Origin of the sequence: Methylobacter tundripaludum SV96 (assembly GCF_000190755.2) — a bacterium.
Lineage (GTDB): Bacteria > Pseudomonadota > Gammaproteobacteria > Methylococcales > Methylomonadaceae > Methylobacter_A > Methylobacter_A tundripaludum.
In genome coordinates, this window is the sequence record NZ_JH109152.1 from 1,733,392 (window position 1) to 1,754,973 (window position 21,582).

The following is a 21,582-nucleotide window of genomic DNA, read 5'->3' on the forward strand; positions in this document are numbered from 1 at the left end:
TCATGAAAGGCATTTATTTTATTCGCTGGGCAGCCGTTCTGTTGCTCATGCTTTATTGGCCAAGTCTGAGCGTAGGCCAGGAGTTGGCGGCAGAGAACCCGAACAAGGTCGAAGCCGCTTTCCTGCGCAATTTCGCCCGCTACGTGACTTGGCCCCCCGGTGTATTCGCTGACGACCGTTCATCCTGGCGTATCTGCATCCTGGGCAACGATCCGTTTGGCGATGTGTTGGATAACACGCTGACGGGGCGCGCTGAGCAGGAGCGCTCATTTGAAATTGTTCGTGCGGATACCCTGAATGAATTGCCGAATTGCCAGATTGTCTTTGTCGCCTATCAAGATGCCGCGAAACGCCGCGCAGCGCTCGCGGCATTGAAAAACCGGCCGATCCTGACGGTCAGCGATGCCCCCGAGTTTTTGCAGGAGGGTGGAATCATCCAGTTTCATGTCGGGGATCGCGTGGAAATGAGCATTAACCTCGATCAGTCGCGTTCCGCATCGTTGACGATACAGACCAAGATGCTGGAAGTCTCTCGAGAAGTGGTCGAAAACGGGGAGGTGAGAAGATGGCGTTAATCAACTTTCGGCAACAGAGCTTTCGCAAAAAGCTCATCCTCGCATTGTTTATCGCGGCGCTGCTGGCCTTTGCGGCGGCGAGCGCGGCGTTTATGCTGTTTGAGCATCTTTCGCTGGAAAGCCGCGCCCGGCAGGTCATGGAGCCATACGCTCAACTGGTTTCCGTTAGTGCGGAAGCGGCGGTTGCTTTTGAGGACTCGGGACGCTCCCAGGAAATTCTCGATACCTTACGGGCCAATCCGCAAATTCTTGAAGCGCAAATCAATTTGCGTGACGGACGAATGCTGGCCCGCTACAGCATTCGCTCCAACACAACATTACCCCAGCCTCTACCTACAGCTAACGGTATTTACCTGGATCGAAACACCGCGGTTTTGGTGCAGCGTCTGCAAGATAACGCGTATTTGTATCTTGCCATGAATCTGGACGAACTTAACCGTCAAACCCGTAACACCCTGCGGGTGTTTGCTATAGGCGTGATCGTGCTGCTGGCGACCGTTGCCCTGGGCCTGCTGGCCGCTCTCCAAAAAAGCATCGTCGGTCCCATCTCCACGCTGGCCGAGACTGTCGAACAGGTGCATTCCCACGCGGATTACAGCCAACGCGTGTTGACTTCCGGTACCGACGAGGTCGCCCGGCTGAGCCAAAGCTTCAACGCCATGATGGACGCGATACAGGAACGTGAAGACGATTTGCGTCGACTCATGCTGTTCCAACGGACGCTTTTGGATAATGTGGCCCATGGCATTATCTCAACGGCGCCCGACGGCACGGTGACCAGCTTCAATCGTGCCGCCGAGTCATTGCTGGGTTACACGGCCGATGAAGTGATAGGCAAACAAACGCCGGCGCTCTGGCACGATACGGAAGAAGTTGCACAGTACGCCCTGCACTTGTCCGAAGAACTGGGCGAAACGATATTGCCGGGATTCGCAGTGTTTTCGGCCCGCCCCCGGCGCAACCTGACCGAGGAAAAAGAGTGGACATTCATTCGCAAGAATGGCGCGCGCGTGCCGGTGCTGTTGTCCGTGACCGCACTACGAACGGAGAGTGGGCAAATCACCGGTTTTGTCGGCCTGACTTATGATCTTACCGAACGCAAGCAAGCGGAGAATGAACTTAGGCGGCACAAGGATCAACTGGAGGAAACGGTACAGCAACGCACGGCGGACTTGCTTCTTGCCAGGGACGCGGCCGAAGCGGCCAACAAGGCCAAAGGCCTGTTTCTGGCTCATATGAGCCACGAACTGCGCACGCCGTTGAACGGCATTCTCGGCTATGCGCAGATATTGCAGCGGGATGAGCTCGTTGGCGAGCGCAAGGCTGCCGCTCTCAATATCATTCGCCAAAGCAGCGAATACCTGCGGGCGCTGATTGACGATATTCTCGATTTGTCCCGTATCGAAACCGGCAGGCTTGATTTCGTCTTGAGCAACATCTCTCTGGCTAAGTTCCTGCGCGGCGTCACCGATATAGTCGGCCTCAGGGCGCGGCAAAAGGGGCTGGAGTTTTCCTGCGAGCTGGCAGCCGATTTACCCGCGGGCATCCGTTGCGACGAGCGGCGGTTGCGGCAGGTGTTGCTCAACCTATTGACCAATGCGGTCAAATTTACCGACAGCGGGCAGGTTGTGTTGCGTGTCGGCCGGGTCGGGCCGTCCCGGTTCTCCTTTGCTGTTGAGGACACCGGCATCGGTATCGAGCAAAACGAACTGGAACTTATCTTCCGGCCCTTCGAACAGGTCGGCGACTTGCAGCGGCGGCTTGGCGGCACCGGTTTGGGTCTTGCCATCAGCCGTCAACTGATGCGCTATCTGGGCAGCGATATCGTGGTTGAAAGCCGCGTCGGCAAGGGCAGCACCTTCAGATTTGAAGTTGAACTCCAGGCGGCGAGTAGTTCCACACCGGTATTGCTGAACCCGATGCAGGTTATCACCGGATACAAGGGGCCGCACCGCAAAGTGCTGATTGTCGATGATGTCGCTTCGAACCGCGCCGTCCTGGTTGACCTGCTTAGCCCATTGGGTTTCGGAATTATCGAGGCATGTGACGGCATTGAGGCACTGGAGCTGGCCCAAGCCGCGATACCTGACCTCATCCTGATGGATATCGTCATGCCGAAGATGGATGGCGAGGAAGTGACGCATCTTCTGCGCCAGTTACCGGCTCTGGCGCAGGTGCCTATTATCGCGCTGTCCGCCAGCGCCTCAAACGCCGATGAGACGAAATGCCTGCAAGCCGGAGCCAATGCCTTTCTGCCTAAACCTGTCGATCAGGACGAACTGCTCGCGCAGATGGCGGCGCTGATGCAACTTGAATGGATCACCGTGCCGCGAACAGAGCTTACTCCGAACCCAGGGGAGCTCGCCGAAATGCTGATTCTGCCGCCTGCCGCAGAGATGCAGGAGTTATACCGGCTGGCGCTGACCGGCAACATGCGCGACATCTTGCAGTATGCTGAGCGCATTGCCGGAATCGACCCCAGCTATCAAGCTTTCGCTACGCACTTGCGTCAGTTGGCCAACGGCTACCAATCGAAGGCTATTTTGGCTTTTGCTGAAGCGCATTTAACATGACAGCAAGGGATATTTTTAGCCTAATTAGAGCAAAACAGGTGAAAAAAAGGAGGCAAGTTACTTTTTTCCACCCTCTTGTGACTTTCTTGGCCGTCCCTGTGGTTTAATTTTAGTGCGCCGCCCCAAAGCGGCTTCGACTTCATCCTGAAACTTGCCCGAACCAGAAAGTTCCAGAATGCCGATACATCCTGTTGATATAGTGCACATAACGTCGACCAACCGATTGCATTAAACCGGAAACCCCACCCTGCATTTCACCTGGCGCCAACAAGTGAACATAATTAGTCATCTGTACAAACGCATAAAGCTTGCAGTTATTCTTCACCAAAGCTTCACGCAGGTATTCAAGGTAGGTGCAATAATCGCCTTCATGAAAGAAAATGGGCTGACGGTTATTGCCCCGTTGCACAATATGTTGCGGGATATTCGGCAAGTTAAGGCGAGGAAGACGCGGCATAATGGTTATGTATGTGATAACACACAATAATGTAACCTGCCCCCCTTTTCCTCGAAAACACGAAGGCCACGGAGAAAAACAGTCGTTTTAATTCAATGCATTGAAAACTTCGTGTTCTCGGCAATTGCTAAGTTACATGGATGTAATGAATGCAGAAAATGCAGGAGCATTTTTCTGCCCTGCATTGCTAAACCACAGGGATGTGGCGAATGCAGAAAACGCAGGAGCGGTTTTCTGCCTACCTCCTGTATCCGTACAGTCGTTCGTGCCTTCGTGGTGAATTCTTTAATTGTTCTAAAAACGAATATTTTCACAGCTTCAGGAGCTTGGGAGCTAGCGAAAACAGATGACGTTATTTGCGGGTGAAGAAGGGATGCAACACAGCAAGTGTGCTGCATCCGCGATTAAACAACTATCAATATTTGATAGTAATACCGACAAAGGCTGAGCGCCCCATGCCGGCTATGTTTCTCCCCCAAGGCACGGTGACATTTGCCGCCGCCGTTGGGTTCATGCCGTAACGGTCGCCTAGATAAGCCCCGGCCAGCGGCTGGTAATACTGTTTGTCCAGTACGTTATCCAAGCCGACATCCAAACGCACTTTGCCCCATTCGTAGCCGGTTCTGGCATTCAGCAGAACGTAGGACGGCGTTTGGGTTTCGTTGCGGATTGCCTGAACATCGCTTTTGCTATCGACGAACTGCATTTCCAGCGCACTTTGCCAGTTGCTCAAGCGATGATCCAGGCTGAGTTTCATGTTGAACGGCATCATGTGGTAGAGATTGCCGCCATCCATACGTTCTCCCCGCACGTAACTCATCGTGGTATGCGTGGCGAATTCTCCCAGCTTTTTGTCCTTATACAGCTGGGCTCGGCCTGAGACATCGGCGCCCCACAGCCGTGCATCGTGATTGGCGTATTGCAAATAGACAAAGCTGTTGGTTGCGGTTTGAGGGGTTGCTTTACAACCACTGGCAGCAGCTGTCGATGTACTCCGGCAACGATCCGCATCAATGAAATTATTCACATAGGTGAAATAGGGCGTGGCGCTGAATTCCCAAAGACTGCTTTTCGGTTCGTGAAACGCCGCGGTAAAACTGACGGTATGCGCGGTTTCTTCGGTCAAATCCATGTTGCCGATATAGCCGTTGCCATCGCCATGCCAGCCAATCATCGCCATGTCCATATTGCGCGCTCCCCAAGTGTAGCGTTCGTACAGATTGGGCGCACGGTTTTTGCGCGCATAGCCCAATTCATACTGGCTCAGATCGTTGGGGGTATACTGCACCAATGCCGTGACATCGAAGGTATCGTTATTACGCTTGTGATCGCGTGCATTGAATGCATTGGCTGCATTCAAATCGGTTCGAGCGCCGGCTGCATCAGGCGCCGCTATGCTAGTGCCTAAGAGGTTGGGATTGTAAGGCTGGACATTGCCGGTATCGGTGCTGGTGTGATCGTAACGCAAGCCCAGCTGGCTTTTCCACTGCGCTGTCCAGTTGGCTTCCCATTCCCCGAAGAAACCGATCCGTTCCCGCTCGCCATTATTGATGTTGATGTAGGTTTCCGGCGCCATCATCCAATAAGCGCCGGGCGGGGTTGGCCCTGTAAGATTGCTATGCACCGCCGGCCAAAAATCATTGAGACGGTTGTTGTGATACTCGTTACCGATACGGAAGGTATCTCGCTCAGAAAAAGGTATTTCCGCCTGGATTTTGTAACCCAGGTTACGGCCACGGGTCTCCATCGGCATTTGATCGTTAGGCGGCGCAAAGCCTCCTCCGGTAACTGAGCCGTCCAGGAACTGCTTATGCTTGTCCTGACCCATATCCATGCTGTGCTGGGTACTTTCAATATAAAACTTGCTCTCCAAGTTACCCCAGTCGAATGTGCCTTTGTGCAGGATATTGCCAAAGATGCTGTCGTTGTTGGTCAAGTCCATCCGTTGGTTCGGGAAGCCTTGGAAAGGCATGTGCTGTTGACCGCCTCGGATCACCACGAGATGGTCGTCAGTTTTGAACGACAAGGCTGCCGAGTGGTTTTGATTCTCGTAAGCGCTGGATTGTACGGCTTGGCCGTTGCCGTCTCTGTAATTCCTGCTTTCGGTATGCGAGCCGGCATACTCCAGCCGCACGTTCCGGTTGGCCACACCGGCGGCGATACTGCCGCCAAACGCATCGCCGTTGCTACGGTAAAACGATGACGCGCTGCCATCCAGTAAAATATCCTTGCCTGGCTCGGCAAACACTGGATCAGGCGTTTGTATCGAGATTGTTCCGCCGATACTGTCGCCCCCCAAACTCACCGGTGTTACCCCGGACAAAATGGTGATCTTACCGATATTGCTGCGGTCGATATAAGACAGTGGCGGGTTCATGTGGTTGGCACAGGCCGAGGTCAGGGTCATACCGTTGATGTCGATTTTGACACGGTCGTCGTTCAGGCCGTGAATCACAGGAAGGCTGGACACACCGCCCGCACCGTATAAGCTGACGCCCGGCGTATCTTCCAGTAATTTGGCGGTATCGCTGATCGCCGCGCGTTTACTGTCGAGAATATCGGCCTCCATTTCGGAAGTGCCCAAATTTTTCATGCTAGGGAACTTGCCGGTGACGATCAGTTTTTCTAATACGACGGCGTTTTGTTCCGTGGGTTGATCCTGAGGATTTTCGGCCGCCATTACCGAAGTCGCCAGGCACAACGGCAACACGCCGATAATTCCGCCATAACGGGCTTGCGCGCTAACTGCATTGGCAATGGGCTTAAGAGGAAAGCAGGGATGAGTGAACGAATTGAAGGCTTTCATTTTTTATTTTTTATAAAGTTGGAAAAAAGAGCTGGAAAATTCCAGGGGCCAAGGAAAGTTAACGCAAAAATCATACCGAATTGTAAGATGTTATAATATTAGAGAATAATAATTAACTTATAGCTCTGAATAAAAAAACTATGTTATTTAGCGCACTTTATTGCGTTAAATGCCGAGCTTTATTCTTTATTAAGGAATAAGCATGAAATAATTTGAACAACTCGCGCCGTAAGTTTTCAGCCGGAGTGCAAGCTTTGCTTGCACTCCGGCTATTGGCAACTTGCTCAAGTTATTTTGTGCATGTTCCTAAGCGCGACGAGAGATGGTTATTCTGGAACCGGCCTGAATTTCAGCTAATACACAGCAAAGATCAGGACAATAAACGATACGATCAACCAGGAGATAGAACGGAGGGATAATTTTTTATAAGTGAATACTGGAAAACCCATGGATCAGCGATTGAAAATCATACCCTGAACCGGTCAACTTCAACCCTCGGTTGAACATCATCAAACCCAGGGCGATGACGATGACACCGGATAAGGCGATCAGCCGTTGGCTGACCTTGTGGGAGATCAAGCTGGTCATCGCCCCGAAACTCAACAAGACCGGCAAGGTTCCGGTACCAAAGACAAATAACATCTTGGCGCCTTCCACTATGCTGCCAGTCCCCGCCGCCAGCACATAGATAGCTTGCAAGGGACCGCAACCGATCATTAAACCGGTCAACAAACCAATCACAAATGGATTGCTGGTTTTTCCGGACTTAACAAAAACGAACCGTGACAGGAAAGACGGCATACGTAGGCTGAACATCCTGAAAAACCGGAAGTGAGTGAGATTGTTCAACCCGAACAGAATCAGGAATACACCCGCTACGAGTTGGGCAATGCCTCGCAGATACGGCGTAAAGGTCACGATCGATCCCAGCAATCCAAATGCCGCTCCCATGGCGGTATAGGATAGCGTTTTGCCGATACCGTACTTCAGATGGGCCATTACATAGGAAGGGCTTGTTTGCTCGGATTCCCGTGCTGTATAACCAATCACGAAGCCGCCGCACATGCCGATGCAATGAAATCCAGTCAATAGGCCGGTGACGAACAGCAACCCGTAACTGACACCCTGCTCGAAACGAGGTATATGGGGCCGACCTTGGGTGAGCAGTGCGCCGACCACAAGAAGTGCGGCTATCCCGGCCAAACCCAAAGACACTATGAAAACTGTCTTCAGTTTTTCCCGCCTGGGTTCAGGCGAAGACATCGGTGCGCAGGCGTAGCCTTTGTCCTCGATGGCCTGGAAAATCTTAGCAAGACTCGTCTTTGAATCTTCCCAGGTAACCTTGACCTTTTCCTTGGCAAAATCTGCTCGCACGGAGCGTATGCCCTCGAGTTCATTGACCGCCGATTCGATCGCGGCTTCACAGCCGCGACAGTGCATTCCTGTTACGCTAAATGTTCGGGTCTGAAGGGGCATGAATTTCCTGAGGCGGTTAGATTATTGCTTGTGCATGTCATGCATATCATGCATGGCGCCGTGAGCATGTCCTGGTACGGCATCCGGGCCGTGATCTGCCAGTTGGGCATCGAACCAGCGATGAATGGCATTGAGCACGCCGGGTTCCTTCGAAGAGTAAGTAATCTCGGCGCCAGTCTCAAGCTCTTTATATTCAACGCGCAGCTGTCCAGGTTCGGCCTTGCGCAATTCCGCCAGGCCGGGCATATCCTGACCGTGGATTTTCGCCGGATTAGAGAAGTCTCCACGGGTAAACTCCTGTGCAATCTTGCTGAGATGTTGACGGATCAATTCGACTTGTTGCGTATTGGGCGGGTTTCTGACGATAACCTGTTGTAAGCCGCCAGCCTCTGTTTTATTAAAAATGTGTTGGGTTTGTTTAAGATCGAAAGGCATGACGTGCATACCGCGCTGGGTAACTTCTTTCAAACGCTCGGGACTCGCTGTTTGCGCAAGAACCGGTTGGGTTAGCGTTAATCCGATTATAACGCTGGCGAAGATGGAAAGTGGCTGGCTAGGGAATAACATGGAAGAATCTCCTATAGAAATTTAGATATGTTCTTATTCGAACTGGCATATTAGAACATAGTAATATAAATGAAGCTTTTTCACCAACCAGACTTCTAAGCAACATGCATAAATTAATTTAAGCTATTACCATAAAAGACATGAAGACTTAAGGCTGAGTATCAATGGTGGAGGCGCTACGCTTATCCACCCTGCGACAATTGCCTTTTAAAGCTTAACTTAATGGCAGTGACGCTCCGGCGCCCATCTTTAACACGAAGTCTCACCTCCCTGAGCCTGGGTTCCGGCATCCCAGCAGGAACAACGGTCTCTCATAAATACGTGTGTATAAGCCGACAAGAGACTGTCCTGAAAGGGCCGTAGGGTGCGGTGAGAACAAAGCATGGGGTCAGGCCTTACGTTTTGACACCTCTAGTGTAAATTGTAAGGCCTGACCCGAATGGCACTACCGCCTGCCGCAGAGATGCAGGAATTGCACCGACTGGCGCTAACCGGCAACATGCGCGACATCTTGCAGTATGCTGAGCACATTGCCGGAATCGACCCCAGCTATCAAGCTTTCGCTACGTACTTGCGTCAGTTGGCCAATGGCTACCAATCGAAGGCCATTCTGGCTTTTGCCGAAGCGCATTTACCATGACACCAACAAATACTCGCCGTTTGTCCGAAATTTACTTTATTTTTACTCCGCCAAATTTGCGATAATGCACAGTCATTTTATTTACAAAGGTTCCGTTGCACATGTGGTTTAAAAATCTGAGCATTTTTCGTCTTACTGAAGATTTCACTTTGGCTCCAGCAGACCTGGAACTAAAACTTGAACAAATGGCTTTTCGCCCCTGCGGCAGTCATGAAGAATTTACTTTCGGCTGGACTTCACCGCTGGGAAAATCGTCCGAACAGCTGGTGCATAGCGCGAACGGCTTTTTGATGCTGTGCGGAAAAAAAGAAGAACGTGTCCTGCCCGCGTCCGTCGTCAATGAAATGATGCAGGACAAGATTCTTGAAACCGAAGAACAGCAAGGCCGTAAATTATCCAAAAAAGAACGCACCGCGATCAAGGACGAGTTGATCTTTGAGTTGTTGCCCAGAGCCTTCACCTTCTCAAACAAGACTTACGCTTATATCGACCCTAAAGGCGGCTGGCTGATTGTCGATGCGGCTTCGGCCAAAAAAGCCGAAGATTTGCTGAGCAGTTTGCGCAAATGCCTGGGTTCGTTACCGGCCGTTCCGCTTAATACCATCGAAAAACCGGTCAAAGTCATGACCGAGTGGCTGGTCAATAATCAAGCGCCGGACGACATCACTATCGAAGACGAATGCGAATTGCGCTCACCTGAAGAGGAAGGCGGCATTATCCGTTGCAAGCGCCATGACCTGAGTCTGCCGGAAATCAAGAACCATCTGGATACCGGCAAAGAAGTCATCAAACTGGCGGTAAATTGGGCTGATCGTATTTCTTTCATTATCGATGAAAATCTGGCCGTTAAACGCCTTAAGTTTCTTGACCTGATTCAGGATCAGGTGTCCGACATTAATACCGACTCTGAAGCAGAGCAGTTTGATGTGGATTTCTCGATTATGTCGCTGGAACTGGCCAATTTCCTGCCGCGTTTGCTGGAGCTGTTCGGCGGCGAGAATAAGGCGTAATCGTAATTTCTGATTGATAATCAGATAACTAATTAAAAGATTATCGCCACGAAGGCCCGAAGGACACGAAGAAATACAACTTCGTGTCCTTCGGGCCTCGGCAATTGCTCCTGCATTACCCTACCTCCTGCATAACCCACAGGGATGTGGGGAATGCAGATTTTGCAGGAGCAAAAATCTGTCCTTGCAGTCGTTCGTGGTGAATAAAAGAAGCTTTTTTTCACGTCCAAGACTAATTAACGCACATACCTCCGGGTTTTATGGGGCTTGCAGTGAAACTTTGATTGCGCTTACACTGCGGTTTCAGGTTTTAACAATCCGTGAACTCGCAAGGAGATTCCCATGTTAGAAAAACACCAAAAAGCCCCCCTGTTCAGCTCAAAAAATCAATTTAATGAAACGGTTAATTTGTCCGACTACTTAGGGAAAAAGAATGTCGTGTTGTATTTTTATCCCAAGGATGACACGCCGGGCTGCACCATAGAAGCCAACCAATTCACCCAGCTCGCCGGGGAATTTGCCAAGGCAGATACCGTGATTATCGGTGTGAGCAAGGATTCTTGCGCCAGTCATACCGATTTCATTAAGAAATTCGACCTGAAAGTGGATTTACTGGCCGACGTCGATGGCGAACTTTGTGAAAGTTATGGCGTATGGCAGGAACGGGAAAAAAATGGCGTTAAAAGCATGGCGATTCTTCGTTCCACCTTCCTTATTAATAAAGAAGGCGTATTGGTCGATGCCGCGTATGGCGTCACGCCCGAGGGACATGCCCAGGACGTATTGGACAAAGTAAAACACTTGTAATTCAAATAGATTTTCCAGATAGCCTAATGCCAAATTTTAATTTTACCCTGCATCATGCCAGTCTCATTGTTGCTGATACCGTCGCTTCGCTGACATTTTATTGCGATGTGCTCGGCATGCAACAAACCGACCGGCCCGATCTGGGCTTTCCGGGCGCATGGTTGCAGTTGGGCGCGCAGCAGATTCATTTGCTGGAACTGGAAAATCCCGACCCGGCAACCGGCCGCCCCGAGCACGGCGGTCGTGACCGACATATCGCCTTAAGTGTGCAGGAACTGGCGCCGGTTCGGGAGGTACTGGATAAAAACGGTATCGCCTACACCTTGAGCAAGTCGGGTCGACAAGCGCTGTTTTGCCGTGATCCGGACGGAAATGCGCTGGAGATTCTCCAGCGGGCATAAATTTGATTATGCTTTTTTCTTGTACACTACGTTGTATATCTTGAAAAACAGTATCGACGCGGCCAGCAGCAGTGTTATTGCATTTGCAAAAATAATGGCCTTATCATCAAGATAAATCCCGTAAATAAGCCAACACAATACGCCCAGCGTAAAGGTGCTGTACATGCCCAAAGAAAGGGATTCGGTATCTTTGGTTTTTATCGTCAATATTGCCTGAGGTACAAAGGAGGCGGTAGTGAGTGTCGCGGCTAAATAGCCGATAATTTCAGGGGCGATTGTCATAGGTGTTTTGGCTAACTCCACTATTTTTTTGCAGCGGATTTCTTTAGTTTTTTAAGTATGCTCTGTCCGATAGCGTTTGCAAAATCCTCAATATTTTCATAACCCTGCGTTTGGGCAAAATCCACTGCCGCCATGACCAGCTTTTTAGTTTCGGCTATTTCTTCGTGCGTTCGGCCGCACCCTTCGCAACGAGTTCCTTCGTAAGTGCAGTTATCAGTACATGGATTAAATTTCATAGTATTTTCTCAGTATTTATTAATGTTTTTTTGTCTTGCTCATTTTTAAAGCCACGAACGTTGTCAAGATAGGCTCCGGCAAGCTCTACGACACTCCATCCCTGGCTTTATGCAGGTAAAGGATGGAGGATAGCGGGAATACATAATATCCCCCGTTTGTGTTATCCCGAGAGCGATTTTATCACATCTATCCTTGTCAATAATCAAACCAGGAGATAGCGTTTGCCCGTTTCAGTGTGATTCATTGACGCTCAACATGATGTTTCCAAAAACAATTTCATTCTCGACGATTTGAAAAACACCTTTACCTCGTTCTTCGTTATTTTTCCAAACTGCATTTCCAATCTGGATTTCGGCGCCGGCATGAACAGCCTCTTCGACAATAACCTGGACATGCTCGGCAAGAGTCATTTCCGACAGAAGATGGGTTCGGTCGACATGAAGCCGGGTGCAATCCATTTCAATTTTTTCCCTGGTGTGGAGGGCTTTGTTTAATAAGCCGTTTTTGTCTTTTTCAGGATGCGCCAGAACAAAGGCGATAATCTTCTTCAGGTCCTCCTGTTCCTTTTCAAGAGCCTCAATCTCAAGCTTAAGCCGGTCCTGTTCAGCCTGAAGGTAAGGGTTAAAACCTGCCCTGACCTTGGTTACAAAACCCGCGCTCGAACCGATTATGGCTGTTTTTACCAGGTCCGATGCACTGGTAATGCCGCCGATGATGCGGCCTTTTTTTCCGACGGATTTCCCCACCAACACCCGATTAAGTGCGGTCAAATGGTTATGCATGGAGAATTCTTCAATAATAATATCTACGCCCGCTTCCATACAGGCGTTTTCGGCAAAGTGCGCGCTGATTGAACCTTTGCTGATAATTATCGCGTTAAAGGTAGACACTTCGTTTGGATCGCCGCTATGTTCGCTATGACCGATCACGCCGCCTTTTATAACGATATTTCCACCCGCTTCAATTTCTGCCGCTTCGACGGTCCCTCCCACGAACACATCTCCAGTCGCGTGGATTTTCATCCCGTCCTTGACGTCGCCTTTGATATTGATCGTGCCATCGAAACTCATGTTTCCGGTTGAAATATCCACCAGCGACAGCGCGATGGTAGGTTCCACCACAACGCCATTAGGAACCAACTTGGGTTGACCGGCGATCGCAGCCAACAGTAGGGAGTTATTATCCGGGTCGAGTTCGGCATCAGTATCCAATTCTACGCCTTGTAGCCCCGGGGCAAACTGTACGTCCTGCCCAGGTTGAGGCATAAGCGCTTGCCCGGTAATGTCCCAGCCTTTTTTACCTTCGGTGGGCGGGGTACGGCACATCAGCGGATCGCCGGGCTTTACCACAATAAGCTGCCCAAGATCGCGGTAGTTAGCGATACCGCGCTCGTTGACCTGGGGTTTCCGTTCTCTTATTTGCGGTATCAGGCTTTGAAACCGCGCGTCAATGCCCCGTACGGGGCGCAACCCTTGAGCGATGATACGTTCTGTGGCGTAGCCTTCCTTTAAGGCCGCCTCGATTTCTTTTATCATGACGCCTCTGACGACCCCTTTTTCCTGCAAAGCCAGCTGGATTTGAAATAAAGCGACGGGGGCGCCCCCGTATGGAGGGATTAAAGTAAGCCTGGCGGTCATTTTGTCGTCGTCAATTTTGAGTGTACATCCGCCATCCCGGCGCTCGCCAATTTCCAGCACAAAACCCTCGCCAGGACTGTTGTACCGTTTTACCAGGTTTGAGAGTGCGTTTTCATGCAGAAACAGATTGGACAAGCCTTGCTTAGCCAATGTCGCTTTGATTGTTGCTTCATCCAGCAGAGGTTTGCACTCACTCGCTTCAAATGTTGCGAGCAACTTGCCGTCATCGCTCAGCTTAAATGTCAGTCCATCTGTAGGTGACGCATCATTCACAGCTTGCTCCTTGGAGAATTATTGCGGCCTATCAAGAATAAAAATATTGAAAAACCAGCCATTTTTTATCAATCCGAACATCATCACCAACAGTAGGCGAAAAACGAAAGCAATGTTTAATTAACAAGATAATCTAGTTTGAAGGGTAGCACATTATTAAAAAACCACTTAATGGCAGGAAAACCAAGGGGCAGGTTTATCCGCATCGGGATGTGCGAATGGTCGATTACAGTGTGAGTACACGGTGCTGATTTCAAAAAAAAGTCCCAGAACACGGGGGTGTGCTGGGACTAAAAATCGCCGGTTTGGTTGGCATTTCGTTCCATCCTTGGCAACATCCTATTGAACTTTCTTAAAATCCGTCTCCTATTTTGGCGACATGGCTATTGTCTCAAAAAATAACCACAAAAAAAGCCAGTCAAAGCTGAAGATAATGTACGCTCAAAATTACATCGACATCGCGGCCTGAGCAGGCTCGGCCATTGCGCGGGTCTGTCCAATTGCTCATCAAAAACATCGTCTTCTCCGTAACCGGACCAGCGTCCATGAACCGTTTTATAAACTGCACATTTACAAATAACAAACACTGCAAAATCTTGCTTGTCATAGTAAAATGCCGACAGACTTTAATATACATAATGCAAACATGGATCAACGTACTGCAGAAATAGAGCGAAATACGCTTGAAACTCAAATCAAAATTAAAATCAACCTGGATGGATCGGGTAAAACCTCATTTTCGACGGGCGTACCCTTTCTTGAGCACATGCTCGATCAAATTGCCAGACACGGCTTGATTGACATGGATATTGTAGCCAAAGGCGATTTGGATATTGATGACCACCACACTGTTGAAGACATCGGCATTACCTTAGGCCAGGCGTTTGCTAAAGCCATGCAAGACAAAAAAGGCATTGTTCGTTACGGACATGCCTACGTACCGTTGGATGAAGCATTGTCGCGAGTCGTCATCGATTTTTCCGGACGCCCCGGCTTGTTTTATGAGGTTAAATACCCGAAAGCCATGATCGGCCGTTTTGACGTTGATTTGTTCCGCGAGTTTTTTCAAGGCTTTGTCAACCATGCCGGCGTAACGTTGCATATCGACAACTTGAAAGGCGCAAACGCCCATCACGTCGCCGAAACCATTTTTAAAGCCATGGGCCGCGCCATCCGCATGGCGATTACCGCCGACCCGCGCATGGCGGGCATGATGCCGTCAACCAAAGGCAGCCTTTAACCTTCCCGTATTTCTTATGTCTTCTGTCGCTGTAATTGATTATGGAATGGGTAATCTGCATTCAATCGTGAAGGCCCTGCAACATGCAGCGCCTGAAGTCGATGTTGTTTGTGTGTCCGATGCCGATTCGATCCTTCGCGCTGACCGGGTGGTTTTTCCCGGTGTCGGCGCGATACGGGATTGTATGCAGGCGCTCAATCAATTGGGCTTATCCGATGTTATCCAACAGGTTGCCAAAAGCAAGCCTTTACTGGGAATTTGCTTAGGCATGCAAGCCTTATTGAGCGACAGCGAAGAAAACGGCGGCATAAAATGCCTGGACGTTTTTTCCGGGCATGTCGTACATTTCCCCGAATCATTAAAAGACAGCGACGGAAATTCCCTGAAAATTCCGCACATGGGCTGGAATGAAGTTCATCAGCTGCAACAACATCCGCTATGGGAAAATATTCCCCAAGACAGTCGCTTTTATTTCGTGCATAGTTATTATGCCCAGCCGAATGATGCAGCGATAATGGCGGCGACTACGCAATACCCGGATGCATTTACCTGCGCTTTGGCACAAGATAATGTTTTTGCCGTACAATTTCACCCTGAAAAAAGCCAGGCAGTTGGTTTGCAACTGTTGGAGAATTTTATGCATTGGGATGGGCAAGCATAGGGATGAATTCACTTGTACCCTCTGGGTATTTCGTCTTTGGGCAGATAAATCCGCCCCTATAATAATTACACGCCGCTGAGGATTTTATAAGTTATGTTGCTAATACCTGCAATCGATTTAAAAGAAGGAAAATGTGTTCGTTTGCGTCAGGGACGAATGGATGATAATACGATTTTTTCCGATGACCCGGTCGCTGTAGCAGGCAAATGGGTTGCCGCGGGCGCAAAAAGAATCCATTTGGTTGACCTGGATGGCGCGTTTGCCGGAAAACCAAGAAATGCCGACGTGATTCATGCCATCGTCGAAGCCTACCCCAATGTGCCGGTGCAGATAGGCGGCGGCATTCGCGATGAAGAAACTATCCAGGCTTATCTTAATGCCGGCGTGGAATACGTCATTATCGGCACCAAGGCGGTTAACGAGCCGCATTTTGTCAGGGATATGGCGCTGGAATATCCGCGTCACATCATCGTCGGGCTGGATGCAAAAGACGGCAAGGTAGCCATTGACGGCTGGTCCAAACTGTCCAAACATGATGTGATCGATATGGCCCAGCACTTTGAGGAATACGGCGTCGAGGCCATTATCTACACCGATATTTCCAGGGACGGCATGATGTCCGGCGTTAATGTCGAGGCGACAGCGAAATTAGCCCGCGCGATTCGGATTCCGGTTATCGCTTCCGGCGGCATTACCAATATGGATGACATCAGGGCCTTGGGCGCTGTTGCAAGTGACGGCATTATGGGCGCCATCACCGGCAGGGCGATTTACGAAGGCACCCTGGATTTTGAAGCGGCCGAAAAATTAGCAGAATCATTTGAATAGCCATGAGTTTAGCCAAACGCATTATTCCCTGCCTGGATGTCGATAATGGCCGCGTCGTTAAAGGCGTAAAATTTGTCGATATTCGCGATGCCGGCGACCCGGTAGAAATCGCCAGACGCTATGACCGCGAAGGCGCGGATGAAATCACTTTTCTGGACATTACCGCCACCCATGACAATCGGGACACCATTGTTCATGTCGTTGAGCAGGTGGCCAGCGAGGTTTTTATTCCGCTGACGGTCGGCGGCGGCATTAGGACACTGGACGATATTCGCCGCATGTTGAATGCGGGAGCCGATAAAGTCGGCATTAACAGCGCGGCGGTTGCAAACCCGGAATTTGTCCGCGAGGCGGCGGAGCGTTTCGGCTCGCAATGCATCGTGGTCGCCATAGACGCCAAAAAAGTCAGTCAAGCAGGCGAACCCAGTCGATGGGAGATTTTTACCCACGGCGGCCGCAAGCCGACAGGTATTGACGCCATTGCCTGGGCAAAAAAAATGGTCGACTACGGCGCCGGGGAAATCCTGCTGACCAGCATGGACAGGGACGGAACCCGCGAAGGTTTCGATTTGCCGTTGACCCGCGCCATTAGCGAGGCGGTACCCGTGCCGGTGATTGCATCCGGCGGCGTAGGCAATCTCGATCACCTGGCTGACGGCATTATTGAAGGCAAGGCGGATGCGGTGTTGGCTGCCAGTATTTTCCATTTTGCCGAATACACCATTGAACAGGCAAAACGGCATATGGCCTCACGCGGTATAGAGGTGCGCCTGTGAGTGCATCTTGGCTGGACGAGATACGCTGGACCGAGGACGGTCTGGTGCCGGTTATTGCGCAACAGGCGGAAACCGGAAAAGTATTGATGTTCGCCTGGATGAATCGTGAGTCATTAGCGTTAACCGTTGCCGAAGGTTATGCGGTTTACTGGTCGAGGTCGCGCGGAAGATTATGGCGCAAAGGCGAAGAATCCGGAAACAGGCAGAAAATATTAGGTATATTTCAGGATTGCGATGAAGACGTAATTCTGCTTAAAATTGAACAAGAGGGCGGCATTGCCTGCCACACCGGTCGTGAAAGCTGTTTTTATCGCAGCTTGGTTGACGGGCAATGGCAAGCCGTCGAGCCGGTTTTGAAAGATCCCGAAACTATTTATAAAAAATCATGAGCGACGTATTACAACAACTGGCGCAAATTCTGGAACAGCGTAAACTGGAAACTGCCGATAAATCATACGTAGCCAGTCTGTATGCCAAAGGACTGGACAGCATACTGAAAAAAATCGGCGAAGAAGCGACGGAAACCGTCATCGCAGCTAAAGGCGGCGATAAAAAACAGATTATTTATGAAACTGCCGATTTGTGGTTTCATTGCATGGTGTTGCTGGCCGATCAGGGACTGGGGCCGGATGATGTATTGCAGGAACTGCAACGTCGTTTCGGCTTGTCCGGTCTGGAAGAAAAGGCGCAACGTAACAAGTAAAGACTTTGCCTTGCAAGGTCTCCAGCAAATAAGGCGTTGCCTTGCAACGTCTCCATTGGAGTTAAAAAATGGGTCTCAGCGTTACTCACTTATTAGTTGTATTAGCCATCGTCATTGTTGTTTTCGGCACCAAGCGTTTACGCAATATCGGCACCGATTTGGGCGGAGCCATCAAAGGCTTTCGCACGGCCATCAAAGAAGGCGAGGAAGACAAGCCGGCCGCAGATAAAGGTGAAGCCATTGAGGGCGAAGTCACTTCCAAAAAAACCGATAAAGATTAATTCCTATGTTTGATGTAGGATTCTCGGAACTTTGTCTGATCGGTCTGGTCAGCTTATTGGTGATAGGTCCTGAAAGATTGCCCAAGGTGGCCAGGCTTGCAGGGTTCTGGCTGGGTAAAACACGCAGCATGGTGGCTTCCGTCAAGGAAGAAATCAAGCTGGAACTGCAAGCCGAAGAATTGCGCCAGATATTCAAGGAGCAGTCCGGCATGGCAGAGGTTCAGCAAATTATTGACGAAACTTCCGACACGCTCAAATCCACGATTGACCCGTTGCCGACGACTTCAAGGGCGCAGGATGACCTGGATGCAGGAACCGTTCCCGAACCAGAGCAATACAAGGAGCAGTTGCCGACAGATATAACAACCGGACAACATGAGCCAAAGTAATTTTAATGAGACTGGAGAGCAGCCTTTTATCAGTCACCTGATTGAATTGCGCAACCGCTTGTTGCGAATGGTTTTATGCGTATTAGTCGTATTTTTAGGGCTGGCTTCATTCTCCAATGAAATCTACAGCTTCCTGGCCGGCCCCCTGCTACAGCACATGCCGAAAAACAGCACCATGATCGCTATTGATGTGGCCTCCCCGTTTTTCACACCATTTAAACTGGTGCTGGTAGTCTCGGTCTTTATTTCCGTTCCCTATATCCTTTATCAGTTCTGGGCGTTTGTCGCACCAGGCTTGTATAAACGGGAGCGGCGCATGATTTTGCCGTTGCTGATTGCCAGCACCCTGCTGTTTTATATGGGCGTGGCCTTTGCCTACTTCGTGGTTTTCCCGCTGGTTTTCGGCTTCTTGACCGCCGCCGCACCCGAAGGTGTAGCGGTAATGACCGATATTGCCAAGTATCTCGATTTTGTTCTGGCCCTGTTTTTTGCGTTTGGCGTTTGCTTCGAGGTGCCGATATTCACCATCGTATTGGTCTGGACCGGACTGGTAACCCCCGCCGACCTCGCCGATAAACGCCCTTATGTCATCGTCGGCGCGTTTATCGTAGGGGCTGTTTTAACGCCTCCCGATGCCATCTCGCAAACATTATTAGCGGTACCGATGTGGATGCTGTTTGAGCTGGGCTTGGTCTGCTCCCGACTTTTTGCACCCAAGCCTGATGGCGATTATCAATCGCCCGATGATGCCGAAATGGAAGCCAGACTGGATAAGATTGAACGGCAGGAAGACGAGTAATTAAGGCACATACCGAAGCCGTGAGCACTTATTAAAAGCGCTTGGGCAAGTCCCGGTTCTCAGGTGTTCAACCAATGATTGCTAAAATTTGGGTATTAACCTATCGCCCCACACAACCGACAGCTTGCGAATGAATGACAGCGTCACACTTTCTCCCGCCGTAAGTAATAATCACCTGCCAAGCAATCCCGAATCTTTAACGCCGGACGGCTTTTTATACAATCTGCTGATGACAGTATCATCAAAAAAACAGTACAATACCCTGCGTCAGAAAACAGATGTTGAGTTAAGGGATTCCTAAATTGTTAGGTTGTCCGGTTATCAATGTTGTAGTTCTGTGTTAACCGTAAGTTTTTATTTTAGGAGTTTCAAAATGGCAACAGGCACTGTAAAGTGGTTTAACAACACGAAGGGTTTTGGTTTTATTGCACCTGCTGATGGCGGCGAAGATGTTTTTGTTCACCATTCAGTTATTCAGGGCGAAGGCTTCAAAACTTTGACTGAAGGCGACACGGTCACTTTTGACATCGAATCAGGTCCAAAAGGCTTAACTGCTGCTAATGTTTATTCCAAATAAGGAATAGACAGCTTTAAAAAAAGCCCTTGCGATTCACATCGCAAGGGCTTTTTTTTGTCTTACTGCTTTAAGAAAGCTATTTTAAAGGACGACCTTTAGCATCTTTGTTGATCTGTCCGCCAAACAGCAAAATGCTTTCTATAAACCCCCAGAGCGCCGCAAATCCGGGCAATCCGGTTACGTAAAGTATCACCGTCAGCGTTAACTGTATAAAGGCCATCCGGTAAAAGCCCAGATAAAACCGGTGCGCCCCTGTCCAACCCAAAAATAACGCCAGCACAGCAGCCAGGTATTTATATTTTACGGCTTTAGGCGGTTCCAAATACGCGCCCACCAGAGTAATGTTGCTCGCAATTGTTCCATTAACATCAAAGTTAACATCATCGCCTTCATCCGGCGATACGTCCGCAACCCAATCATCTAAATGAAACGTAAACAACGCTCCTTCGGTTTTTATCACCCCGGCTTGCGAATCGGGATCATAAGTTTCAATCTGTCCAATCATTTATCATCTACCTTTTAAAAGTGGACGCCCATCGGTCGCCCTTTATTCTCTGAGGCCCCTACAATACCGCCACAGCCAGTCTCAATCAAGATCAATTATCGTCGCGTAAACGTACGGCTAAAACATCGCACAGCGCATGATGCAACACGCCGTTTGCGGTCGAACCCAGCAACAGGGCGAAACCATGCCGACCGTGCGAGCCCACTACGATTAAATCTACCTTGTTTTCTTCAGCAACCCTGATTATTTCCAATTTAGGGCTGCCCGTTTCCATCCACCGACAGTCTTCAGCAATATTGAGTTTGTCAGCCAAATTGGCCAGTCTCTTTTTTGCCGCCGCCATTAACTCGGCGGTTAAATCGAGATCAAAAGGAATGGTCGATCCATAAGCCGCATCGGTAATCAACAAATTGTCCATCACATGCACAATGCTCAGTTTTGCCTGATATTTCTCGGATAAATCCTTCGCTCTATCGGCAACGGCCTCGCCGTGCTCGGAAAAGTCGGCCGCCAGTAATATATGTTTATAGCTTTCCATGATGCCTCCTATTTAACACCGGCAACTTCAGGAAACAATAAAGCCATCACCTGATAAGATCCCAGTATGTATAAAAACGCCAAGCCTAAACTAAAAGTCCAGGTTTGTCCCAGCGCATTGCGAAAAATATGCCCGGTAACCGCCCAATGCCAAATCATTAAAGCTATTGTTAGAATAAATGCCAGTACAGCGCCTCTTCCTATCATCATTGAGGCCATTCCCGGCAGGGCGAAAAAACTAATCAACGCATCGGTACCCAGTATGGCGCAGCTCGTTTGATAAAATCGCTCCCGCTTTCGACTTACATATAACATCAGCCAGCTAAATCCGACGATCAACAAGGCTCCGACAATAGCCTGCAACAGCGAGTTAAGCCAGTCCGTACGGATACTTACCATTAAAAAACTGACGATAACATCAATAACGATCAACAGCCGCAACAACCATACGGAAGGCGGTAAATCCTGCGGCCCTTTTTTAAACAGGCAAATATCAAATAATAGTTTTATGACTTCAAACATGATTTTTCCCTGTTAGCGGGCGA

Annotated in this window: 27 protein-coding genes; 17 read left to right on the forward strand and 10 right to left on the reverse strand. The window is 49.8% G+C overall.

The window, feature by feature from the left end; translation table 11 throughout:
* Positions 1–2 precede the first annotated feature (2 nt).
* Together METTU_RS07900 and METTU_RS07905 are read left to right on the forward strand one after the other, a co-directional pair.
* Positions 3–575 (forward strand): YfiR family protein, encoded by a 573-nt coding sequence (locus METTU_RS07900; RefSeq protein WP_006890788.1) that lies wholly within the window; start codon positions 3–5, stop codon positions 573–575.
* Positions 566–3,148, forward strand: coding sequence for an ATP-binding protein (locus tag METTU_RS07905; protein ID WP_006890789.1), 2,583 nt, complete (start codon positions 566–568; stop codon positions 3,146–3,148). Before METTU_RS07900 ends, METTU_RS07905 begins: the two co-directional genes overlap by 10 nt.
* A gap of 139 nt (positions 3,149–3,287) precedes the next feature.
* Here the strand turns inward: METTU_RS07905 and METTU_RS22335 are convergent, their stop codons facing one another.
* From METTU_RS22335 to METTU_RS07925, 4 genes are all read right to left on the reverse strand, one after another.
* Positions 3,288–3,605 (reverse strand): transposase, encoded by a 318-nt coding sequence (locus tag METTU_RS22335; RefSeq protein ID WP_006890790.1) that lies wholly within the window; start codon positions 3,603–3,605, stop codon positions 3,288–3,290.
* A 415-nt stretch (positions 3,606–4,020) separates the two neighbouring features.
* Complete coding sequence (locus METTU_RS07915; protein ID WP_006890792.1) at positions 4,021–6,411, reverse strand: TonB-dependent receptor; 2,391 nt, start codon at positions 6,409–6,411, stop codon at positions 4,021–4,023.
* Positions 6,412–6,834: 423 nt separating this feature from the next.
* Complete coding sequence (locus METTU_RS07920) at positions 6,835–7,887, reverse strand: urease accessory protein UreH domain-containing protein (protein WP_006890794.1); 1,053 nt, start codon at positions 7,885–7,887, stop codon at positions 6,835–6,837.
* A 21-nt stretch (positions 7,888–7,908) separates the two neighbouring features.
* Complete coding sequence (locus tag METTU_RS07925; RefSeq protein WP_006890795.1) at positions 7,909–8,454, reverse strand: hypothetical protein; 546 nt, start codon at positions 8,452–8,454, stop codon at positions 7,909–7,911.
* A gap of 439 nt (positions 8,455–8,893) precedes the next feature.
* Between METTU_RS07925 and METTU_RS23120 the strand changes: the two genes are divergently transcribed.
* The 4 genes from METTU_RS23120 (at position 8,894) to METTU_RS07940 (ending at position 11,312) form a co-directional block, all read left to right on the forward strand.
* Positions 8,894–9,094, forward strand: coding sequence for a hypothetical protein (locus METTU_RS23120; RefSeq protein ID WP_150107756.1), 201 nt, complete (start codon positions 8,894–8,896; stop codon positions 9,092–9,094).
* A 101-nt stretch (positions 9,095–9,195) separates the two neighbouring features.
* Positions 9,196–10,104, forward strand: a complete 909-nt coding sequence (gene rdgC / locus METTU_RS07930; protein ID WP_006890796.1) for a recombination-associated protein RdgC — start codon at positions 9,196–9,198, stop codon at positions 10,102–10,104.
* 342 nt (positions 10,105–10,446) lie between these two features.
* Positions 10,447–10,911, forward strand: a complete 465-nt coding sequence (locus tag METTU_RS07935; RefSeq protein WP_006890798.1) for a peroxiredoxin — start codon at positions 10,447–10,449, stop codon at positions 10,909–10,911.
* A gap of 26 nt (positions 10,912–10,937) precedes the next feature.
* A complete protein-coding gene (locus METTU_RS07940) occupies positions 10,938–11,312 on the forward strand; it encodes a VOC family protein (RefSeq protein ID WP_006890800.1) in 375 nt (124 codons plus the stop codon).
* 6 nt (positions 11,313–11,318) lie between these two features.
* Here the strand turns inward: METTU_RS07940 and METTU_RS07945 are convergent, their stop codons facing one another.
* The 3 genes from METTU_RS07945 to METTU_RS07955 form a co-directional block, all read right to left on the reverse strand.
* A complete protein-coding gene (locus METTU_RS07945; protein ID WP_027148297.1) occupies positions 11,319–11,594 on the reverse strand; it encodes a SemiSWEET transporter in 276 nt (91 codons plus the stop codon).
* A gap of 20 nt (positions 11,595–11,614) precedes the next feature.
* Entirely contained in the window at positions 11,615–11,830 is a 216-nt protein-coding gene (locus tag METTU_RS07950) for a DUF1289 domain-containing protein (protein WP_006890802.1), read from the reverse strand.
* Between the two features lie 231 nt (positions 11,831–12,061).
* Entirely contained in the window at positions 12,062–13,741 is a 1,680-nt protein-coding gene (locus METTU_RS07955) for a flagellar assembly protein A (protein WP_006890804.1), read from the reverse strand.
* Positions 13,742–14,387: 646 nt separating this feature from the next.
* Here METTU_RS07955 and hisB point away from each other — a divergent pair.
* The 11 genes from hisB (at position 14,388) to METTU_RS08005 (ending at position 19,995) form a co-directional block, all read left to right on the forward strand.
* On the forward strand, positions 14,388–14,981 hold the full coding sequence (gene hisB, locus METTU_RS07960; RefSeq protein ID WP_040580219.1) for an imidazoleglycerol-phosphate dehydratase HisB: 594 nt from the start codon (positions 14,388–14,390) through the stop codon (positions 14,979–14,981).
* Positions 14,982–14,997: 16 nt separating this feature from the next.
* Complete coding sequence (gene hisH / locus METTU_RS07965; protein WP_006890811.1) at positions 14,998–15,642, forward strand: imidazole glycerol phosphate synthase subunit HisH; 645 nt, start codon at positions 14,998–15,000, stop codon at positions 15,640–15,642.
* 93 nt (positions 15,643–15,735) lie between these two features.
* Positions 15,736–16,470 carry a 1-(5-phosphoribosyl)-5-[(5-phosphoribosylamino)methylideneamino]imidazole-4-carboxamide isomerase gene (hisA, locus tag METTU_RS07970; protein WP_006890812.1) on the forward strand — a complete coding sequence of 245 codons (735 nt, stop codon included), beginning with the start codon at positions 15,736–15,738 and terminating at the stop codon, positions 16,468–16,470.
* A 2-nt stretch (positions 16,471–16,472) separates the two neighbouring features.
* Positions 16,473–17,246, forward strand: coding sequence for an imidazole glycerol phosphate synthase subunit HisF (gene hisF, locus METTU_RS07975; protein ID WP_006890813.1), 774 nt, complete (start codon positions 16,473–16,475; stop codon positions 17,244–17,246).
* Positions 17,243–17,635, forward strand: coding sequence for a phosphoribosyl-AMP cyclohydrolase (hisI, locus tag METTU_RS07980; RefSeq protein ID WP_006890814.1), 393 nt, complete (start codon positions 17,243–17,245; stop codon positions 17,633–17,635). The genes hisF and hisI overlap by 4 nt, the downstream gene beginning before the upstream one ends.
* Complete coding sequence (locus METTU_RS07985) at positions 17,632–17,949, forward strand: phosphoribosyl-ATP diphosphatase (protein WP_006890815.1); 318 nt, start codon at positions 17,632–17,634, stop codon at positions 17,947–17,949. Before hisI ends, METTU_RS07985 begins: the two co-directional genes overlap by 4 nt.
* Before the next feature lie 68 nt (positions 17,950–18,017).
* A complete protein-coding gene (gene tatA, locus METTU_RS07990; protein WP_006890816.1) occupies positions 18,018–18,230 on the forward strand; it encodes a Sec-independent protein translocase subunit TatA in 213 nt (70 codons plus the stop codon).
* 5 nt (positions 18,231–18,235) lie between these two features.
* Positions 18,236–18,619: a Sec-independent protein translocase protein TatB gene (tatB, locus tag METTU_RS21685; protein ID WP_006890817.1), complete on the forward strand. Its 384-nt coding sequence runs from the start codon at positions 18,236–18,238 to the stop codon at positions 18,617–18,619.
* Positions 18,606–19,418, forward strand: coding sequence for a twin-arginine translocase subunit TatC (gene tatC / locus METTU_RS08000; RefSeq protein WP_006890818.1), 813 nt, complete (start codon positions 18,606–18,608; stop codon positions 19,416–19,418). Before tatB ends, tatC begins: the two co-directional genes overlap by 14 nt.
* Positions 19,419–19,548: 130 nt before the next feature.
* Complete coding sequence (locus METTU_RS23625) at positions 19,549–19,719, forward strand: hypothetical protein (protein ID WP_169624866.1); 171 nt, start codon at positions 19,549–19,551, stop codon at positions 19,717–19,719.
* A gap of 72 nt (positions 19,720–19,791) precedes the next feature.
* Positions 19,792–19,995 (forward strand): cold-shock protein, encoded by a 204-nt coding sequence (locus METTU_RS08005; protein ID WP_006890819.1) that lies wholly within the window; start codon positions 19,792–19,794, stop codon positions 19,993–19,995.
* Positions 19,996–20,071: 76 nt separating this feature from the next.
* On the opposite strand, the gene METTU_RS08010 is transcribed toward METTU_RS08005, so the two are convergent.
* The 3 genes from METTU_RS08010 to METTU_RS08020 form a co-directional block, all read right to left on the reverse strand.
* Positions 20,072–20,500: a TM2 domain-containing protein gene (locus tag METTU_RS08010; RefSeq protein WP_006890820.1), complete on the reverse strand. Its 429-nt coding sequence runs from the start codon at positions 20,498–20,500 to the stop codon at positions 20,072–20,074.
* Positions 20,501–20,591: 91 nt separating this feature from the next.
* Positions 20,592–21,038 carry a universal stress protein gene (locus METTU_RS08015; RefSeq protein ID WP_006890821.1) on the reverse strand — a complete coding sequence of 149 codons (447 nt, stop codon included), beginning with the start codon at positions 21,036–21,038 and terminating at the stop codon, positions 20,592–20,594.
* An 8-nt stretch (positions 21,039–21,046) separates the two neighbouring features.
* Positions 21,047–21,559, reverse strand: coding sequence for a hypothetical protein (locus METTU_RS08020; protein ID WP_006890822.1), 513 nt, complete (start codon positions 21,557–21,559; stop codon positions 21,047–21,049).
* Between the last annotated feature and the right edge of the window lie 23 nt (positions 21,560–21,582).

What these genes read in the sequence shown, in the direction of transcription:
- METTU_RS07900 (WP_006890788.1), top strand. Translation starts at nt 3, where the DNA reads ATGAAAGGCATTTATTTTATTCGCTGGGCAGCCGTTCTGTTGCTCATG.
- METTU_RS07905 (WP_006890789.1), top strand. Translation starts at nt 566, where the DNA reads ATGGCGTTAATCAACTTTCGGCAACAGAGCTTTCGCAAAAAGCTCATC.
- METTU_RS22335 (WP_006890790.1), bottom strand. Translation starts at nt 3,605, where the DNA reads ATGCCGCGTCTTCCTCGCCTTAACTTGCCGAATATCCCGCAACATATT.
- METTU_RS07915 (WP_006890792.1), bottom strand. Translation starts at nt 6,411, where the DNA reads ATGAAAGCCTTCAATTCGTTCACTCATCCCTGCTTTCCTCTTAAGCCC.
- METTU_RS07920 (WP_006890794.1), bottom strand. Translation starts at nt 7,887, where the DNA reads ATGCCCCTTCAGACCCGAACATTTAGCGTAACAGGAATGCACTGTCGC.
- METTU_RS07925 (WP_006890795.1), bottom strand. Translation starts at nt 8,454, where the DNA reads ATGTTATTCCCTAGCCAGCCACTTTCCATCTTCGCCAGCGTTATAATC.
- METTU_RS23120 (WP_150107756.1), top strand. Translation starts at nt 8,894, where the DNA reads ATGGCACTACCGCCTGCCGCAGAGATGCAGGAATTGCACCGACTGGCG.
- rdgC (WP_006890796.1), top strand. Translation starts at nt 9,196, where the DNA reads ATGTGGTTTAAAAATCTGAGCATTTTTCGTCTTACTGAAGATTTCACT.
- METTU_RS07935 (WP_006890798.1), top strand. Translation starts at nt 10,447, where the DNA reads ATGTTAGAAAAACACCAAAAAGCCCCCCTGTTCAGCTCAAAAAATCAA.
- METTU_RS07940 (WP_006890800.1), top strand. Translation starts at nt 10,938, where the DNA reads ATGCCAAATTTTAATTTTACCCTGCATCATGCCAGTCTCATTGTTGCT.
- METTU_RS07945 (WP_027148297.1), bottom strand. Translation starts at nt 11,594, where the DNA reads ATGACAATCGCCCCTGAAATTATCGGCTATTTAGCCGCGACACTCACT.
- METTU_RS07950 (WP_006890802.1), bottom strand. Translation starts at nt 11,830, where the DNA reads ATGAAATTTAATCCATGTACTGATAACTGCACTTACGAAGGAACTCGT.
- hisB (WP_040580219.1), top strand. Translation starts at nt 14,388, where the DNA reads ATGGATCAACGTACTGCAGAAATAGAGCGAAATACGCTTGAAACTCAA.
- hisH (WP_006890811.1), top strand. Translation starts at nt 14,998, where the DNA reads ATGTCTTCTGTCGCTGTAATTGATTATGGAATGGGTAATCTGCATTCA.
- hisA (WP_006890812.1), top strand. Translation starts at nt 15,736, where the DNA reads ATGTTGCTAATACCTGCAATCGATTTAAAAGAAGGAAAATGTGTTCGT.
- hisF (WP_006890813.1), top strand. Translation starts at nt 16,473, where the DNA reads ATGAGTTTAGCCAAACGCATTATTCCCTGCCTGGATGTCGATAATGGC.
- METTU_RS07985 (WP_006890815.1), top strand. Translation starts at nt 17,632, where the DNA reads ATGAGCGACGTATTACAACAACTGGCGCAAATTCTGGAACAGCGTAAA.
- tatA (WP_006890816.1), top strand. Translation starts at nt 18,018, where the DNA reads ATGGGTCTCAGCGTTACTCACTTATTAGTTGTATTAGCCATCGTCATT.
- tatB (WP_006890817.1), top strand. Translation starts at nt 18,236, where the DNA reads ATGTTTGATGTAGGATTCTCGGAACTTTGTCTGATCGGTCTGGTCAGC.
- tatC (WP_006890818.1), top strand. Translation starts at nt 18,606, where the DNA reads ATGAGCCAAAGTAATTTTAATGAGACTGGAGAGCAGCCTTTTATCAGT.
- METTU_RS23625 (WP_169624866.1), top strand. Translation starts at nt 19,549, where the DNA reads ATGAATGACAGCGTCACACTTTCTCCCGCCGTAAGTAATAATCACCTG.
- METTU_RS08005 (WP_006890819.1), top strand. Translation starts at nt 19,792, where the DNA reads ATGGCAACAGGCACTGTAAAGTGGTTTAACAACACGAAGGGTTTTGGT.
- METTU_RS08010 (WP_006890820.1), bottom strand. Translation starts at nt 20,500, where the DNA reads ATGATTGGACAGATTGAAACTTATGATCCCGATTCGCAAGCCGGGGTG.
- METTU_RS08015 (WP_006890821.1), bottom strand. Translation starts at nt 21,038, where the DNA reads ATGGAAAGCTATAAACATATATTACTGGCGGCCGACTTTTCCGAGCAC.
- METTU_RS08020 (WP_006890822.1), bottom strand. Translation starts at nt 21,559, where the DNA reads ATGTTTGAAGTCATAAAACTATTATTTGATATTTGCCTGTTTAAAAAA.